This window comes from Pseudomonas sp. P5_109, assembly GCF_034009455.1.
Classification (GTDB): Bacteria; Pseudomonadota; Gammaproteobacteria; order Pseudomonadales; family Pseudomonadaceae; genus Aquipseudomonas.
Genome location: NZ_CP125380.1, coordinates 2,819,237 through 2,835,493, shown reverse-complemented (window position 1 = coordinate 2,835,493; position 16,257 = coordinate 2,819,237). Strand labels below are relative to the sequence as shown.

The following is a 16,257-nucleotide window of genomic DNA, read 5'->3' as shown; positions in this document are numbered from 1 at the left end:
TGCTGGCGATAGCGCCGGGACTGTCGACACATATGTCGCCCGACGTACCGCCATCGCCAGCAAGTCGGCTCCTACAAAGTTCAGGCCAGCATGTAAACGTTGCGCAGGGTTTCGCGGACGTCGCATTCACCCGTCCATCCGGCCGGGAACAGCACCAGGGTGTTGGGGCGCACCTCGATCACTTCGCCGTTGTCATGGCGGTAGGTCGCGTGCCCGGCGATGAAATGGCACAACTCGTCCCGGGGAATCGACAGCCGCCAGCGCCCAGGGGTACACACCCACAATCCGGTTTCAGGACTGTTGTTCGGCCCCTTGAACAGCAAGCGCCCGCTGGAATGCGAGACGCCTTCGACGGCGTCGCTCTGCACGCCCCAGTCCACCAGGTCGGTGCGGCTGCTGACGGCTTCGAGGTACGGCGTGATACCCGCCGTGGTGGATGAATCAGGCATCGTTGAGCACCTTGTCGAGAATCGCGGCCGCGTCTTGCGGCCCCTTGCGGGATTGCATCTGCACGCTGGTGCGCTGCAGGCGTTGGCGCATCGCCTCGTCGTTGAGGCACGCGTGGAGTTTTTCTGCGAGCTGTTCTTCGCTCCACTCATAACGGTCGAGCTTGAAGCCGTGGCCGCTTTCTTCAGCGCGCATGGCGTTGTCGTGGCCGTCCCAGACGTAGGACATGACGATCGCCGGTTTGCCGAAGAACAGGCACTCGGTGAAGCTGTTGTTGCCGCCGTGGTGGATCACCGCGTCGACCTGGGCAATCACCGACGGCTGCGGGAACCAGTTGGAAATCTGCACGTTGTCCGGCAGGTCCGGGTACTCATCCAGGTGCTCGCCGACGTTGAACAGCGCCCGGTACGGCAGCTTGCCCACCGCCTCGATCAGGCGCTTGAGCAGCTCGACATCGCCGGAACCGAGGCTGCCGAAGCTGGCGTACAGCAGCGGCTTGTCGTTGTTCGCACGGAACCGCGGAATCTCGTACGGCGTGTCGTGGCGCACGCAGCCTTGCAGGTAATGGAAACGCTCGGCCGGCAACGGATGGCGGCGGTCGAACTTGACCGCATCCGGGTACAGCAGCAAGTTCATGAACGGCGAGGTTTCAAAGAACGTGCCCAGCGGATACGGCTGCTCGCCATGGGCCTGGAGGAACTGGTTGAAGTCCTCGTGGATCGGCCCGACCACTTCCTCAAAGCGCTGGCGGAATTGCGCGTGGCCGGCCTTGTCGTCGATGCTCATGCCCGACAGGTGCGGCGGGATATCCGGGTCTTCGATCTCGTTTTCCGAGCAGGAAATGATCCGCACCCACGGCTTGCCGTACTGCTTGATCGCCGGAAACAGGATCACGTTGTCGACGCAGATCAGGTCGGGCTTGACCTTGTCCAGCACCGCCGGCAGGTCCTTTTGTGCCCACTTTGCGGTTTCGACAATGGCCGCCCAGCATTCCTTGACGTAGTTGTCGATCTGCTCGAGCGGCGACTTGCGGAAGTTCGGGATGTGGCCGTTGATGAAATCCACCCAGTAGCGGGCCATCTCCTCGGCCGGCATCGGCGCCGACATGTTGACCATGTGCTCTTCGAAACCATAACCGGCGTACACACCGCTCATGCCCGGGTCGGTGAGGAACACCGCCTTGTGGCCCAGGGCTTCACAGGCCTGGGCGATACCCACTGAGTTCAGCGCCGGGCCGTAGGCGGCTTCCGGAAAGAATGCGATCACTTTCTGTTTCATCGAGTGCTGCTCCTGCCTGGTCTTTTTATTGTTCAGCGTGTCAATACGCGGGCATGCCGGGCCTGCCAGCCCAGCCGGATGGTCGTGTCGATTGCAAAATGGGCGAATTCGAACTGTGAGGACGGCACGCGCACGATCAGCGGTTTGTCGCTGAGCGGAGTCTGCACGTGCAGGTTGGTGTCGAGGCCGTGGTAGGCGACTTCGACGATCTTGCCGCTGACCTGATTGGCGCATTCGCCGCCCTGCTCCGTCAGCACTTGCAGGCGCTCGGGGCGCACCACCACGGCAACGGCCTGGCCGCTCACCAGCGGCGCGTCGGTTTCCACGCTCAGTTCCTGGCCGTTGACCCGCACCGAGTGTTGACCGGTGCGCACGCCTTCGAGCAGGTTGCTGACGCCGATGAAGTTGGCGACAAAACGGCTGTTGGGGTTTTCGTAGAGCTCGGTCGGGCTGCCGCACTGGCAGACCTTGCCGCCGTCGAGCACGGCCATGCGGTCGGACATCACCAGGGCTTCTTCCTGGTCGTGGGTGACGATGATGAAGGTGATGCCGCTCTCGTGTTGCAGGCGCTTGAGTTCCAGCTGCATCTTTTCCCGCAGCTTCTTGTCGAGGGCGCCCAAGGGTTCGTCGAGCAGCAACACCCGTGGTCGCTTGACCAGGGCCCGGGCCAGCGCCACCCGCTGACGCTGGCCGCCGGAGAGTTGATCGGGCTTGCGTTCGGCCAGTTCACCCAGCTGCGCGGTGCTCAGCACTTCATCGACCCGCCGGCGGATTTCGCTCTCCGGCAGGCGCTCCATCTCCAGGCCGTAGGCAATGTTCTTGCGCACGGTCATGTTGGGGAACAGCGCGTAGGACTGGAACATCAGGTTCAGCGGCCGCTTGTTCGCCGGCAGCGGCGAGATGTCGTTGCCGTCCAGATAGATGCAGCCACCGCTGGGGGTTTCGAAACCGGCGAGCATGCGCAACAGCGTGGTCTTGCCGCAGCCGGACGGCCCGAGCAGCGCGAAGAACTCGTTCTCGCGGATGCTCAGCGACACCTCGTTGACCGCCAGACCGTTGCCATAAGACTTGCTGACCTTATCCAGGATCAGTACCGCGGATGAGTTATTCATGGGTGCGAGGAGCCTTGTTGAGACGCTGCGAAGCCAGCAGCGCGGTGATGCTGACCAGCATCACCAGCGTCGCCAGAGCATTGATTTCCGGGGTGACGCCGAAGCGGATCATGGCGTAGATCTGCATGGGCAACGTGGTCGAGGCCTGGCCGGAACCGGAGTTGAAAAAGGCGATGATGAATTCGTCCACCGACAGGGTGAACGACAGCAATCCACCGGCCAGCACGCCGGGGAAAATCACCGGCAACAGCACCCGGCGCAAGGTGGTGAACCAGCCCGCGCCGAGGTCGATCGAGGCTTCGAGAATCGAATAGTCGAAGTGCTTGAGCCGCGTGCGCACCACCGCGCAGACGAAGGCGATGTTGAACACGGCGTGGCTGATGATAATCGAGTGCAGCCCCAGGCCGACCTTGAGCAGGTTGAAAAAGCTCAGCAGCGCAATCGCCAGCACGATGTCGGGAATGATCATCGGCGCCATCAGCAAGGTGTCGACCACCTGGCCCTTGTGGTTGTCCTTGCGGCGCAACTCGATGCCCAGCGCCAGGAAGGTGCCGAGCACGCAGGCAATGAAGGTCGCCGACAAGGCAACGATCAGGGTGTTGAGCGCCGCCGACAGGATCGCCGTGTTGTGCGCCAGCGCCGCGTACCATTTCAGCGAGACGCCGCCCCAGGCGGTGGGCAAACCGGACTTGTTGAACGACAGCAGGATCAACACCAGGATCGGTATATAAAGGAAGGCGTACACCAGCCCCAGGTGCGAACCGAGCACGGTGGCGCTGACAGAACGTGGCTGACTCATGAGCGCGCCCCTTCTGCACGACGGGCCACCAGGGCCTGGATGAACAACAGGATCAGCATGATCGCGATCAGGAAGAAGCTCAGCGCCGCGCCGAACGGCCAGTCCCGCGCCGTGAGGAATTGCGAGTAGATCAGGTTGCCGACCATCTGCACCTGCTTGCCGCCCAACAGGTCGGCGGTGATGAAGTTGCCGATGCTCAGCACGAAGACAAACACCGCGCCCGCCGCGATACCCGGCACGCTCAGCGGCAGGATGATCCGGCGAAAGGTCATCCAGCCTGAGGCGCCGAGGTCTTTGGAGGCGTCCCAGAGTTCGTTGTTGATCCGCGACAGCGACGAGAAAATCGCCAGGATCACGAAGGGGATGTAGTTGTAGACCAGCCCCAGCACCACGGACGATTCGGTGTACAGCAGGCTGATGGGTTCGCCGCTGTAGCCGAACACTTGCAGCAGGCGGTTGATCAGGCCTTCGCGGTTGAGCAGGACGATCCAGGCGTAGGTGCGGATCAGGTAGTTGCTCCAGAACGGCAGCATCACCAAAAACAGATACACCGCCTGACGCCGCCGTGGCGCCCGGGCAATCGCATAGGCCGCCGGGTAACCGATCAGCACCGCGAACAGCGTGGCCAGCCCGGCGATCTTCGCCGACTTGAGCAGGATGCCCAGGTACAGCGGATCGAATGCGCGCTGGTAGTTTTCCCAGGTGAACAACCAGTCGATGCCGCCATAGGCACCGCGTTCGACGAAGCTGTAGACCAGCACCAGCAGGCACGGAATCACCAGGAACATCAGCAGCCAGCCAAAGCCGGGCGCAAGAAGCCAGGCCGACAGACGCCTGTCAGCATGCAAAGCACTCATTAACCCTATCCTCCCGCCTCAGGACAGAGGCGGCTTGCGAGCGTGGCGAGGCATGCCGGGCATGCCTCGAATCGATGCGGCGTTAGTTCTGCGCCGCCATGATTTCGGTGACGGCGCGGGTGTAGGCCTTTTGCGTGGTGCCGCCGAGGTCGCGCAATTGCTCCATCTTCACCAGCTCGCTCGGGGCGATGGTCAGGTTGGGGTATTGCTTGAGCAGGTCTGCGGACAGCCCGGCCATGGCCGCCTGGTTGGGGATTTTGTAGAGGATGTTTTCAGCGACCCAGACGTGGTTTTCCTTGGCCAGCATGAAGTTGACGAATTTGAAGGCTTCGTCCTGGTGCTTGGAACTCTTGAGCACGACCATGGTGTCGACCCATAGGTCGGAACCTTCCTTGGGCACCACGAACTTGATCGCCGCGTTGGCTTGCGTGCCGTAGTTGCACCAGCCGTCCCAGGCGTGGGCCATCAGTGATTCGCCAGAGGCCAGCTTGGAATAGAAGGTGGTGTCGTCGAAGGCCAGAATGCGTTTTTTGGTGGCAATCAACTGGTCGCGAACGGCGGCGATTTGCGCAGGGTCGCTGTCGTTGACCGACCAGCCCTTGGCGAGGAAACCGGCGCCGAGCATCCAGCGGTCGGTGGCCAGCATCGTCACCTTGCCCTTGAGGGCATCGCTCGGATTGAGCAGCTCGTTCCAGCTCTGCGGCGCCGGCGTCACCTTGTCGGAGCGGTAGCAGATGCCGGTGGTGCCCCAGGTGTAAGGCACAGAGAACCGGTTGCCCTGGTCATATTCCAGGTGCGTGGCTTCGGGGTAGAGGTTTTTCAGGTTGGGGACCTTGACCGGATCGATGTCCGCCAGCAGCCCCTGCTTGTGCAGGACTTCGGCGAACGGCGAGGAGACGAACACCACGTCGTAACCTTCACCACCGGACGCCATCAGCTTGCCCATGATTTCTTCGTTGGTGGCGTGCAGCGCCTTGTCGACGTCCACACCGCTGGCAGCCTTGAACTTCTCCAGCGCATCCGGGGCCATGTAGCCGTCCCAGATGGAAATCACCATGTCTTTTGCACTTGCAGCCTGTGAGGCGATCGCCAGGGAAACGGCCAATCCCGCGCACAGAAGATCATTCAGCTTGCTCATAAATACTCACCCGACGATTGTTTATTGTTGTGTTCGAAGGCAGTACGGCAAAACGAGAAACGATTGCTGGTGTTTTTTTTTAGAAATTAGGACCAGTATCAAAAGATGTCAACGCATTTTTTCCGGCCTGACGTCCAACCGGCGCATGACATAAGATGAGCAACTGAGTCCCACAGCGGTTCACAACGAGAAAAGACGCTTGAGCACGACAGCCGAAAAAAAACCGCGCACCAATCACCTCGAACTGGCCCGGCGCATCCTCGAGCACACCCAGGAAAGCGGCCTGGTGGCCGGCGATCCGGTGGCCGAACAGGCCCTGGCCCGCACGTTCCAGGTCTCGCGCACGCTGATTCGCGGTGCACTGAAAGTGCTGCTGGAAGAGAATCTACTGAGCCATGAGGCCGGCAAGGGTTACACCCTGTTGGCATCCCCGGCTGGCTCGGCATTCAACGCCGCCTTGCCGCAAGCCGAGGAAGAAGAACTGGCCGCCTCGGTTCTGCGCGACCGCATGGCCGGGCGCCTGGGCGACAGCATCAGCATCAGCGAACTGATGCGCCGCTACGACATCGGCCGGCCGGCGGCGCAAAAAGCCCTGCAGCAATTGAGCGAAAGCCAGGCCATCGAGCGCGGCCCCGGCCAGTCCTGGCTGTTTCGCCCGTCGCTGAACAGCCTCGCAGCCCTCGAAGAAAGCCTGAAATTCCGCCTGATCCTCGAGCCCGAAGCCCTGCTCAGCCCGAGCTTCAATGCCGACCCGCAACGCCTGGCACTGTTGCGCAGCGCCATGCAAAGCCTGCTCGCCCGCCCCGTGGAAGACTTCGATCTGCAGCAGTTTCGCGAGCTGGACATCAGCTTCCACGAACTGCTGGCCCAGAGCTGCGGCAACCGCTTCATCAGCGACGCCCTGCTCCAGCACCAAGGCTTGCGCCGCCTGCCGAACCTGCTGCCGTCGGTGAGCGTGCACCGCCTGCAGGAAGCCCTGCGCGAGCACCTGCAGATCATTGCGCAGATCGAGCGTGGGCAGATGGAGATCGCCGCCGACCTGCTGCGCCTGCACCTGCGCCTGAGCGCCGCGCAACGCCCGCAAACCGCCAACCGTGGCATCCCGCAAAGTCATCTGTTCGGGCGTCGCTAACCGATTCGAAAAAACATGATGATTTTTTTTTGAAAATAAGACAGCATCAAAAACACCTTCAGGAGCGGCGGGTCTGACCCGCCATGGACAGTCCCTCGCCATGCAAAAACAAAAACTGATCGCCCTGTTTCCGGAAGCCAGTTTCGGCGCGGCCTTGAACTGCATTGGTATCGCTCAGTCGCTGCGTGAACTGGGCGCCAAGCCGGTGTTCATCTGTCATGAGCATTTCCAGGGGCTGTTCGCCGAATACGGTTTCGACGAATACCCGATTCCGCAAGTGAGCCCGTTGTCGGCGGCGGAACACCAGCACTACTGGGAGCGCTTCATCGAGCGCAGCATCCCGTACTTCGACCAGACCCCGCTGGCACAGATCGACAGCTACGTGGCGCCGGCCTGGGAAGCGATCATCGACACCGCCATCGAGTCGGAAAAGCCGCTGCAGCAGTTGCTCAGCCGCTTGAAGCCGGACGTGATCGTGCTCGACAACGTGGTGATGTTCCCGGCCATCGCCAACGCCGGCTGCCCGTGGGTGCGAGTGGTGTCCTGCGCCGAAACCGAACTGCCGGATGCCGCCGTTCCGCCGTACCTGTCCGGGTGCCTGGCCAGTGACCCCCAGGCCTGCGAGGGTTACACCGAGCAGTACCTCAAGGCTATCGCACCGGCCCATGAACGCTTTTCGCAGTTTCTCCTGAGTAACGGCACCGCGCCGTGCCCACCGGGACAATTCCTCACCGATTCGCCGTGGCTGAACCTGCTGCTGTCGCCGACACCGGTGCGCTATGAACGCCAGCAACCGCTGGACCCGCAGCGCTACGTCTACCTCGACGGTTGTGTGCGCCGCGAAGCGCCGTACATCGTCCCGGACTTTCCTCGGCACAACGACGCGCCGCTGATCTATCTCAGCTTCGGCAGCCTCGGCGCCGCCGACACCGGGATGATGAAGCGCCTGATCAGCACGATCGAAACCTTGCCTTATCGCTTCCTGGTCAACGTCGGCGCCTACCGCGACATGTACACCACCGTGCCGGACAACGTGTACCTGGACAGCTGGTTTGCCCAGCCGGCGGTGCTCAAGGAGTGCGATGTGTTCATCCACCACGGCGGCAACAACAGCTTCTGCGAAGCGCTGTATTTCGGCCTGCCGTCGCTGATCATTCCCTATTGCTGGGACGGTCACGACAACGCCGCCCGCGCCGAGGAAGTCGGCGTCGGCCGCTACCTGCCGCGCTTTGCCGATCCCGTGGCCGCGCTGCCCGCCGCGCTTGAACAGCTGCTGGCCGACCAGGCGATGAAACAACGCCTCACCGCGTTCAGCGAGCGCATGCAGGCGACCCGCGGCACCGAGATTGCCGCCCGCGCCATTCTCGACCTCTAGCCAAAACAACAAAAACCATCGGGCAAGCGAACGCCATCGTCGCTGCCCGACACACGCCGGAGTTTCAGCATGAATGCCCCATCGCATCTCGATGCGCTTGACCATGTCCTGCCCCATCCCTTCTGGCAGGACACCGTCACCCCACCGCCTGCCGCACCGTCCGTCACCGGCACTGTGCAATGCGACCTGGCGGTGGTCGGCGGCGGATTCACCGGATTGTGGACGGCGCTGCTAGCACGCCAGCGCAACCCGGGCATGAGCATCGCGATCATCGAGGCGCGCCGTTGCGGCGGTGAGGCCAGCGGACGCAACGGCGGTTTCTGCGCGCCGAGCATCTCCCATGGGGTATCCAACGCGCTCAAGCGCTGGCCGGATGAAGCGCAGCAGTTGATTCGCCTGGGCCGGCAGAACCTCGATGAGCTGGCCGCCGACCTCGATCGTTTCGGCATGCAGGTCGAGTTCGAACGCCAGGGCAAACTCAACGTCGCGGCCCGGCCGTGGCAGGTCGATGGGCTGCGCTCGATGCAACGCAACTATGCCCGCTTCGGCATCGATTGCCAGTGGCTCGAAGGCAAGGAACTGGCAGAGAAACTCGACTCCCCGACCTATGCGGCCGGCTTGTTCGAACCCAACTACGCCTTGCTCAACCCGGCAAAAATGGCCGCTGAACTGCGCCGCGTTTGCCTGGAACAAGGGATTCAACTGTTCGAAAACAGCCCTGTTGTGCAACTGGATGCGGACAAGGACAACGTGCGCCTGCGCACAGCCAATGGCGAAATCATCGCCGGGCAGATCGCCCTCGCCACCAACATCGCCCCGCCGCTGCTCGGTCATCTGGCATCGAGCGTGATCCCGGTCTATGACTACTCACTGGTCACGGAGCCACTGCGCGATGCACAACTGGCAGCCATCGGCTGGACCGGCCGCTACGGCATCGCCGACGCCGGAAACCAGTTCCACTATCTGCGCAAGACCGCCGACAACCGCATTCTCTGGGCCGGTTATGACGCCATCTACCATTTCGGCGGACGCCGCGACGAGGCCCTGACCCAGCGCCCACAAAGCTTTCAGCGCCTGGCCGAGCAGTTTCAGCAGACCTTCCCGGCCCTGCGCGATGTGCGCTTCAGCCATGCCTGGGGCGGCATCATCGACACCTCCGCACGCACCACGATGTTCACCGGTTGCGAGCACCAGGGCCGCGTCGCCTATGCCCTGGGCTTCACCGGGCAAGGGGTGTCCGCCAGCCGCTTCGCCGCGTTGAACATGCTCGACCTGTTGGCCGGCGAGCGCACCGAGCGTACCGAGCTGCTGATGACCTCCAAGGCGCCCTTCCGCTTTCCGCCCGAACCCTTGCGTTATGTCGGCGTGAAACTGGCCCAACGCTCACTGGCGCGCGAAGACCGCGACGGTCACCGCGACCTGCTGCTCAAGACCTTCGATGCCTTCGGCATCGGCTTCGATTCCTGATCCGGAGACCACCATGTCCACAGCCCTGCCCCGGCACGTCATCGACTTCGCCAGTGACCTTGTCCCCCGTGAAACCGAAATCAACGACCCGGCCGTGGTCGACGCGCCTTATCGCAGCAAGAGTTGGCGGCACTTCGTGGCGCCTGAGAAAAACGCCGTGGCCGGCATCTGGGAGGCGGGACCGCACCGCGAGCGTTGCCAGTGCGATTACGATGAGCTGTGTCACATTCTCGAAGGCACAGTGCGCCTGACCGATGCCGAGGGCGTCGCGCGCACGTTCGGCCCCGGTGATTCCTTCGTGGTCGCCAGCGGATTCAATGGCACCTGGGAAAACCTCACCACGGTGCGCAAGGTCTACTTCATCCTCGGCTAAACGGCGGATGGAATGAGCAACAAACAACCCGTGGCGAGGGAGCTTGCTCCCGTTCGGCTGCGCAGCAGTCGCAAACCCTGTTTGCTCGGTGCTACCTGATTGATCCGGTTTTGGGGCCGCTGCGCAGCCCAGCGGGAGCAAGCTCCCTCGCCACAGGGGCTGGGGGGTTCGTCCTTTAAGTGGTTACTTGCCGTACCTGGTTTCGCCCGTTGCGCTTGGCCTGGTACAGCGCGTCGTCGGCGCGGGTCAGCAGGCTTTCCGGGGTGTCGCCGGGTTGGGCATGGGCCACGCCGAACGACGCGGTGATGGTATCCAGCACCGTGTCGGTACTCCGGGCCTTGACCCGCAGCGACTGGATTTTCAGGCGCAGGCGCTCGGCAAAAACGCCGGCAGCCGCCAGGTCCGGGCAATCCTTGAGCACCACGCAAAACTCTTCTCCGCCATAACGCGCCGCGAACGCTTCGCCGGGCAGCGAATCGCGCAGCACCTGGGCGACATGCTGAAGCACGCGGTCGCCCAGGGGATGGCCGTACTGGTCGTTGAATTGCTTGAAGTGGTCGATATCCAGCATCACCAGCGCCACGCCTGCTGGCGCGCTGTTCATCGCCTGCTCAAGCTTGCGGTTGAAGGTGCTGCGGTTGAGCAATTCGGTCAGGCCATCGAGGGTCGCCGCCAACTGGGCGCGCTCCAGCTTGTCGCGCAGGCTTTTGATCTCATGCTGCGCGGACTGCAACTGGGAGAGGAAGTGCTCCTGCTGACTCTGCATCAGCTGGGTGCTCTGTTGCAGCTGGATCAGGATGCTCGGCAAGCGTTCGCTGGCCGGTTCTTCGAGCATTTGCAGGTATTGGCCGAGGCTGGCCTGGAAATTCTGGTTGCCCTTCACGCTGCGCGAAACATCGCGCTCCATGTCGTCGACCAGGTTGATCGCGTCCTGCTGTCCGGAACGGGCGTCCGCCAGCTCATCGCGGATGATGTACTCGCGAAACAGCTTGGTGGCGGACTCCGGCGGGAAGTAATCGAAGTCGTTGACCACCCGGTCCAGGTGCCGGTTGAGCTCCGGCTCCTGGCCTTTGCTGTAGGTGTACCAGAGCGCGTAGTGCACCGGGTTGGGCGGAATGTTGTGACGAACCATCAGCGGCACTGCCTGCTTGAGCAATGCCGCCGCCTCGCGGGAGTCTTCTGGATACAGCGCTAGAACAGTCGCACGCGTGTCTGATTGGCTCATGGCTTCACTGTGGTTGTTTATCATTGGCGTTTGGCAAACTCGCTGAGCATAGCCATACGCCCGAAAAACAGCTATCGCCAATTACACAATCCTTTCAACGCGGTACGCCTGTTCCAACCGTCATTACATGTTGCCCGTCATCACACCTGCCATGTTCTGCCGGCGACGGTAAGCCGTGTCACGGTTCGCCAGCCAGTAGTACAGCGGCGTGGTCACGATCAGGCCGACCAGCCACGACAGGTCCGCACCGTCGATATGCACCGCCACGGGACCGGTGTAGATCGGCGTGTTCATGAACGGGATCTGCACCACGATGCCGATGGCATAGGCCAGCAGTGCCTGCGGGTTGAAGCGGCCATAGATGCCGCCGTCGACGCGGAAGATCGAGGCGATGTCGTAGTCGCCCTTGTGAATCGCGTAGAAGTCGATGAGGTTGATCGCTGTCCACGGCACCAGCACCACCAGCAACGCCAGCACCAGGTCGACGAAATGCCCGATGAAATCCGCCGAGGCACCGATGGCCGCCACGCAGCAACCGGCGAGGATGATCAGCGACAGCACCGCCCGGCTCTGTGCCGTCGGAATCCAGCGGTGGGCGAAGGTTTGCAGCAGGGTGATCACCGAGAGCACGGAGCCATACAGGTTCAACGCGTTGTGGCTGATCACGCTGAGCAGGAACAGCACCAGCATCAACGGGCCGATGGCACCGGTGGCCAACTTCACGGCGTCCATGGTGTCCATGCCCACCGGCGTTGCCAACACGGCGACAGCGCCGAACACAAAGGACAGGATCGAACCCAGCGACGAGCCGAGGTAAGTCGCCCAGAAGGTCGAACTGACTTTCACGTCCTTGGGCAGGTAGCGCGAATAGTCGGACACGTAGGGCGCGAATGCGATCTGCCAGAGTGCCGCCAGCGACACCGTGGCCAGCCAGCCGGAAATGTTGAAACTGCCACGGGTGAGGAAGTCGTCGGTCTGCACATGGGTCAGGATGTAGCCGAAGCCCAGCACGATGCCCAGCCCCAGCACCCAGGTGCCGATGCGATTGAGCACGTGGATGAAGCGGTAGCCAATGATGCCGATGATCCCCGATCCGAGCCCGCCGAGGACGATGCCGACCGACACCGGCACGCTCTCGACCACGCCATGCAGCGACTTGCCGGCGAGGACGATGTTGGAAGCGAAGAAGCCGATGTACATCACGCCGGCAATCACCACCACCAGCAACGCACCCAACGAACCGAACTGCGCGCGGCTCTGGATCATCTGCGGAATGCCCATCTGCGGGCCCTGCGCCGAGTGCAGCGCCATCAGCACTCCGCCGACCAGGTGGCCGACGATGATCGCGACAATGCCCCAGACCAGGTTCAGGTGGAACAACTGCACGCCGAGCGCGCCGGTGACGATGGGCAGTGGTGCGATGTTGCCGCCGAACCACAGGGTGAACAGATCTTTGACCTTTCCGTGGCGATCCTCAGGGGGGACGTACCCGATCGTGTGTTTCTCGATGAGCGGGGCGGATGAAGCGGTGGTGGACATGACGAACTCCAAAGCAAGGATGAGTACGTGTTCGTACTTCGGTGTGCGCGGACGGAACGGCGCATTTCTTGTAGGAGGCGATCATGGACAAAGAGCAGCGGGAGGAAAATTAGTTAATTTGTGCCTTTAAACGTTAAAAAATATTGCGCGGTAATGGCTATTTATCAGCAGGAAAAACCAATTAAAGACAAAATCAAGCCAAAGACAAAACCCCTGTAGGAGCGGGCTTGCCCGCGATGGCGGTGTGTCAGCCAACGAAGATGCTGGATCTGATGGCCTCATCGCGAGCAAGCCCGCTCCTACAGGGTTCTGCGTTTGTCAGGCACTTCAATGTTGGACCTGATGGCCTCTTCGCGAGCAAGCCCGCTCCCACAGGGGTAAAGGGTTGACCACAAATTTTGCGAACAACCGAGAAACCTGTAGGAGCTTGCCCGCGATGGCGGTGGGTCAGCCAACGAAGATGTTGGATCTGAGGGCCTCATCGCGAGCAAGCCCGCTCCTACAGGGTTCTGCGTTTGTCAGGCACTTCAATGTTGGACCTGATGGCCTCTTCGCGAGCAAGCCCGCTCCCACAAGGGTGTGTGTGTTGGCTGAGTTATCGCGCAGCCCAGGCATTGAAGCGCTGTTCGAGCTCTTCGCCGTGGTCGACCCAGAACTCCGCATCCACCGCTCGGGCGCCGGCCAGGTTGGCTTCGGCGGTCGGCAGTTGCTCCTGCACGGCTTTGGGCAGCAATGGCAGGGTCTGGCGATGCACAGGCCCGTAAGGGATGTTTTCCGAGAAGACTTTTTGCCTCTGCGGCTGACTGGCAAACGCGATGAAGTTTTCCGCCAGCGCCTTGTTCGGCGTGCCCTTGACCACCGCCCAGTATTCCGGGTCGTACAGGCTCTGCGGCCAGACGATGCTCAGCTTCATGCCTTCCTTCTGCGCCGAGGCGATCCGGCCGTTGTAGGCCGCGCTCATCACCACGTCGCCGGCCACCAGCCATTGCGCCGGCTGGGCGCCCGCCTCCCACCACTGGATGTTCGGCTTGATCTGGTCGAGCTTGGCAAAGGCCCGCGTCACGCCTTGGGGCGTGTTCAGGACCTTGTAGATGTCATCCGCCTTGACGCCGTCAGCCAGCAAGGCGATTTCCAGGGTGTACTTGGCACTCTTGCGCAAACCACGCTTGCCCGGGAAGTCGGCGACGTTCCAGAAGTCCGCCCAGGACTGCGGCGCCTTGGCCTGCTTGCTCTGGTCAAAGGCCATGACCATCGACCAGACGTAAGTGGCCACCCCGCATTCGGTCAGCGCACCGGGCACGAAGTTCGCCGCATCACCGAAGCGCCCCGCGTCGAGCTTCTCGAACAGGCCTTCCTCGCAGCCGCGCAACAACTCGGGGCTTTCGACTTCCACCACGTCCCAACTGGTGTGACCGGCCGAAACCATGGCCTTGATCTTCGACAGCTCGCCGTTGTACTCACCGGCGATGATGTTGCCCGCGCCGCTGGCGTTGAAGGGCTGGAAATAGGCCTTATCCTGGGCCTGTTTGGTCGCGCCACCGAAGGAAATCACGGTGAGGTCCTGGGGGGCCGCCCACGCACTGGCACTCAACAACGCCAGGGCAAACGGAACACTGCAACGCAAGGATCTGGACATGGATCGCTTCCTCGGGCCTTGTGGCCCGTTGTTGTTATGGGTGTTCGGATTCACTCAAGTAAGCCGCCAGGCGATCCATCAGGCGGTCACAGGCCGCCATCTGTTCGACGCTGACAAATTCATCGGGCTTGTGCCCCTGGTCCATGCTGCCGGGACCGCAGACCACCGACGGGATACCGGCCTGGTCGAACAGCCCGCCTTCGGTGCCAAAGGCCACGGTGCTGAACTCGTCGCTGCCGCACAGTTGGGCAATCAGTCGGGCTGCGGCGCTGTCGGTCGGTGTCGCCAGGCCGGGATAGGCCGAGATTTTTTCAAAGCGGATGCCGGTATCGCTGTCCACGGCCTGCATGGCCGGCAGCAACGTCTGCTCGGCGTAGTCCTGCAACTCGTCGACGACTACTTGCGGGGCGAAGTCCGGCAAGGCGCGGATCTCGAAATCGAAACGGCAATCGGCGGGCACGATGTTCAGCGCCGTACCGCCCTGGATCACCCCGACCTGCACGGTGGAGAACGCCGGATCGAAGCGTTTGTCGTGCAACTGCGGGCGCGCCAGGGTGGTGCCGATGTCACCCAGCCGGCCGATCAGGCGCGCGGCCTGCTCGATGGCATTGACCCCATAAGGCGCGTAGGCCGAATGACAGGCCGCGCCGCGCACGTGGCAACGCATCGCCAGCTTGCCCTTGTGGCCGAGCACCGGCTTGAGTTCGGTCGGCTCGCCGATCAGGCACAAGGCCGGTGCCGGGATGCGTTGCGGCAGCACTTCGAGCAAGCCGCGCACGCCGAGGCAACCGACCTCTTCGTCATAGGAAAACGCCAAATGCACCGGGCGCTTCAAGGGGCTGGCGAGAAACATCGGCACCGCCGCCAGCACCGAGGCCAGATAACCTTTCATGTCCGCGGTGCCGCGCCCATACAGCTTGCCGCCCGCCTCGCTCAGGCAGAACGGCTCGACCGTCCACGCCTGACCGTCCACCGGCACCACGTCGGTGTGACCGGACAGCACGATGCCGCCGGCCACGCTCGGGCCGACCGAGGCCAACAGATTGGCCTTGGTCCGCTCGGCGTTGTAGATCAGTTCGCAATCCACGCCCAGCTCGCGCAGGTAGTCGCGCACGAACTCGATCAACTCAAGGTTCGAGTCGCGGCTGACCGTGGCGAACCCGATCAACCGCGCGAGCATGGCGCGGCTGCGCAACTCACTCATCGCCGGGCACTCCATACGCGGGGGCCAGGGTCGGATTGAGGGCGCGGGTCAGATAATCCTGAAGTTGCGGCTCGTAGGCCGTCCACAGTTTGCCCAGCTCGCCAATCGGGTTTTCATCGGCCCAATCCACCCGCAGGTCGACAATCGGCCAGGTCAGGTCACCGACCACCGACAGCGCCGCCGAGTGCACCGCGCCCGCTTCGCCGCCGGCATCCTGCCCGGCCTGCAAGGCGTTCATCAGTCGGGTGGCGAGGCAGCCTTCGCTGTTTTCGAACGCCGCGACCATCGCCTCGATCACCCCACTGTTGGCCAGCAGGTTGCCGGCCGCCACGCATTGGTCACCGGCCACGGCATTGTTGATTCCCAGCGCATGGTTGCCGCTGAACACCGCCGTGCGCCCCTGGGCATCGACCACCGCGACCTGGCGATACTGGCTGTAGCCGTTGCGGGTCAAAGAGTGGTCCAGCGCCTGGGGCGGCGCCGAGCCGTTGGCCAGTTCATCGAGGATCTGCGGGCCAAGGGCCGGCAGCGTGATGTTCTGGCTCGACACCGCGCCGACACCGGCACGCAGCCACGGGCAGCGCGCACCGACGGCAATGCTCGAAGAACTGATGGCAATGCCCAACTGGCCGGTCTCGGCGCAGCGACCCACGATGGAAAAAGTCATGGCGAATT

15 protein-coding genes are annotated in these 16,257 nt (G+C 62.6%); 4 read left to right on the top strand and 11 right to left on the bottom strand.

The annotated features are described in order from the left end of the window. Nucleotides 1–80: 80 nt before the first annotated feature. The 6 genes from QMK54_RS12905 to QMK54_RS12880 all read right to left on the bottom strand — a co-directional run bounded on the left by QMK54_RS12905 (nt 81) and on the right by QMK54_RS12880 (nt 5,631). Complete coding sequence (locus QMK54_RS12905; protein WP_110661545.1) at nt 81–449, bottom strand: cupin domain-containing protein; 369 nt, start codon at nt 447–449, stop codon at nt 81–83. After that, complete coding sequence (locus QMK54_RS12900; RefSeq protein ID WP_320402644.1) at nt 442–1,725, bottom strand: glycosyltransferase; 1,284 nt, start codon at nt 1,723–1,725, stop codon at nt 442–444. The genes QMK54_RS12905 and QMK54_RS12900 overlap by 8 nt, the downstream gene beginning before the upstream one ends. Nucleotides 1,726–1,757: 32 nt before the next feature. Beyond that, nucleotides 1,758–2,837, bottom strand: a complete 1,080-nt coding sequence (locus QMK54_RS12895) for an ABC transporter ATP-binding protein (RefSeq protein ID WP_320402643.1) — start codon at nt 2,835–2,837, stop codon at nt 1,758–1,760. Next, nucleotides 2,830–3,636 (bottom strand): ABC transporter permease, encoded by an 807-nt coding sequence (locus tag QMK54_RS12890; RefSeq protein ID WP_110661264.1) that lies wholly within the window; start codon nt 3,634–3,636, stop codon nt 2,830–2,832. The genes QMK54_RS12895 and QMK54_RS12890 overlap by 8 nt, the downstream gene beginning before the upstream one ends. Further along, nucleotides 3,633–4,493, bottom strand: coding sequence for an ABC transporter permease (locus QMK54_RS12885; protein WP_110661263.1), 861 nt, complete (start codon nt 4,491–4,493; stop codon nt 3,633–3,635). Before QMK54_RS12885 ends, QMK54_RS12890 begins: the two co-directional genes overlap by 4 nt. 82 nt (nt 4,494–4,575) lie before the next feature. Continuing rightward, the gene (locus QMK54_RS12880) at nt 4,576–5,631 is read right to left on the bottom strand and encodes a spermidine/putrescine ABC transporter substrate-binding protein (RefSeq protein WP_160385385.1); all 1,056 of its coding nucleotides are present in this window, start codon (nt 5,629–5,631) and stop codon (nt 4,576–4,578) included. Nucleotides 5,632–5,830: 199 nt separating this feature from the next. Between QMK54_RS12880 and QMK54_RS12875 the strand changes: the two genes are divergently transcribed. From QMK54_RS12875 to QMK54_RS12860, 4 genes are all read left to right on the top strand, one after another. Next, the gene (locus tag QMK54_RS12875) at nt 5,831–6,763 is read left to right on the top strand and encodes a GntR family transcriptional regulator (RefSeq protein ID WP_110661261.1); all 933 of its coding nucleotides are present in this window, start codon (nt 5,831–5,833) and stop codon (nt 6,761–6,763) included. 100 nt (nt 6,764–6,863) lie between these two features. Next, complete coding sequence (locus tag QMK54_RS12870) at nt 6,864–8,138, top strand: glycosyltransferase (protein ID WP_320402642.1); 1,275 nt, start codon at nt 6,864–6,866, stop codon at nt 8,136–8,138. Nucleotides 8,139–8,207: 69 nt separating this feature from the next. Continuing rightward, nucleotides 8,208–9,605 carry an FAD-dependent oxidoreductase gene (locus tag QMK54_RS12865; RefSeq protein ID WP_320402641.1) on the top strand — a complete coding sequence of 466 codons (1,398 nt, stop codon included), beginning with the start codon at nt 8,208–8,210 and terminating at the stop codon, nt 9,603–9,605. 13 nt (nt 9,606–9,618) lie between these two features. Next, complete coding sequence (locus tag QMK54_RS12860; protein ID WP_110661954.1) at nt 9,619–9,978, top strand: cupin domain-containing protein; 360 nt, start codon at nt 9,619–9,621, stop codon at nt 9,976–9,978. A gap of 175 nt (nt 9,979–10,153) precedes the next feature. On the opposite strand, the gene QMK54_RS12855 is transcribed toward QMK54_RS12860, so the two are convergent. From QMK54_RS12855 to QMK54_RS12835, 5 genes are all read right to left on the bottom strand, one after another. Further along, a complete protein-coding gene (locus QMK54_RS12855; RefSeq protein WP_223595893.1) occupies nt 10,154–11,203 on the bottom strand; it encodes a GGDEF domain-containing protein in 1,050 nt (349 codons plus the stop codon). Nucleotides 11,204–11,326: 123 nt separating this feature from the next. Beyond that, entirely contained in the window at nt 11,327–12,742 is a 1,416-nt protein-coding gene (locus tag QMK54_RS12850) for a purine-cytosine permease family protein (RefSeq protein ID WP_110661956.1), read from the bottom strand. A 595-nt stretch (nt 12,743–13,337) separates the two neighbouring features. Beyond that, entirely contained in the window at nt 13,338–14,378 is a 1,041-nt protein-coding gene (locus tag QMK54_RS12845) for an ABC transporter substrate-binding protein (protein ID WP_320402640.1), read from the bottom strand. 34 nt (nt 14,379–14,412) lie between these two features. Further along, nucleotides 14,413–15,582, bottom strand: coding sequence for an acetylornithine deacetylase (argE, locus tag QMK54_RS12840; RefSeq protein ID WP_223595896.1), 1,170 nt, complete (start codon nt 15,580–15,582; stop codon nt 14,413–14,415). Then, the gene (locus QMK54_RS12835; protein WP_218504179.1) at nt 15,575–16,249 is read right to left on the bottom strand and encodes a DUF1028 domain-containing protein; all 675 of its coding nucleotides are present in this window, start codon (nt 16,247–16,249) and stop codon (nt 15,575–15,577) included. The genes argE and QMK54_RS12835 overlap by 8 nt, the downstream gene beginning before the upstream one ends. Between the last annotated feature and the right edge of the window lie 8 nt (nt 16,250–16,257).

Coding starts and splice junctions, on each gene's coding strand:
- QMK54_RS12845 (WP_320402640.1), bottom strand. CDS start 14,378: ATGTCCAGATCCTTGCGTTGCAGTGTTCCGTTTGCCCTGGCGTTGTTG.
- argE (WP_223595896.1), bottom strand. CDS start 15,582: ATGAGTGAGTTGCGCAGCCGCGCCATGCTCGCGCGGTTGATCGGGTTC.
- QMK54_RS12885 (WP_110661263.1), bottom strand. CDS start 4,493: ATGAGTGCTTTGCATGCTGACAGGCGTCTGTCGGCCTGGCTTCTTGCG.
- QMK54_RS12835 (WP_218504179.1), bottom strand. CDS start 16,249: ATGACTTTTTCCATCGTGGGTCGCTGCGCCGAGACCGGCCAGTTGGGC.
- QMK54_RS12870 (WP_320402642.1), top strand. CDS start 6,864: ATGCAAAAACAAAAACTGATCGCCCTGTTTCCGGAAGCCAGTTTCGGC.
- QMK54_RS12890 (WP_110661264.1), bottom strand. CDS start 3,636: ATGAGTCAGCCACGTTCTGTCAGCGCCACCGTGCTCGGTTCGCACCTG.
- QMK54_RS12880 (WP_160385385.1), bottom strand. CDS start 5,631: ATGAGCAAGCTGAATGATCTTCTGTGCGCGGGATTGGCCGTTTCCCTG.
- QMK54_RS12855 (WP_223595893.1), bottom strand. CDS start 11,203: ATGAGCCAATCAGACACGCGTGCGACTGTTCTAGCGCTGTATCCAGAA.
- QMK54_RS12900 (WP_320402644.1), bottom strand. CDS start 1,725: ATGAAACAGAAAGTGATCGCATTCTTTCCGGAAGCCGCCTACGGCCCG.
- QMK54_RS12905 (WP_110661545.1), bottom strand. CDS start 449: ATGCCTGATTCATCCACCACGGCGGGTATCACGCCGTACCTCGAAGCC.
- QMK54_RS12865 (WP_320402641.1), top strand. CDS start 8,208: ATGAATGCCCCATCGCATCTCGATGCGCTTGACCATGTCCTGCCCCAT.
- QMK54_RS12850 (WP_110661956.1), bottom strand. CDS start 12,742: ATGTCCACCACCGCTTCATCCGCCCCGCTCATCGAGAAACACACGATC.
- QMK54_RS12895 (WP_320402643.1), bottom strand. CDS start 2,837: ATGAATAACTCATCCGCGGTACTGATCCTGGATAAGGTCAGCAAGTCT.
- QMK54_RS12860 (WP_110661954.1), top strand. CDS start 9,619: ATGTCCACAGCCCTGCCCCGGCACGTCATCGACTTCGCCAGTGACCTT.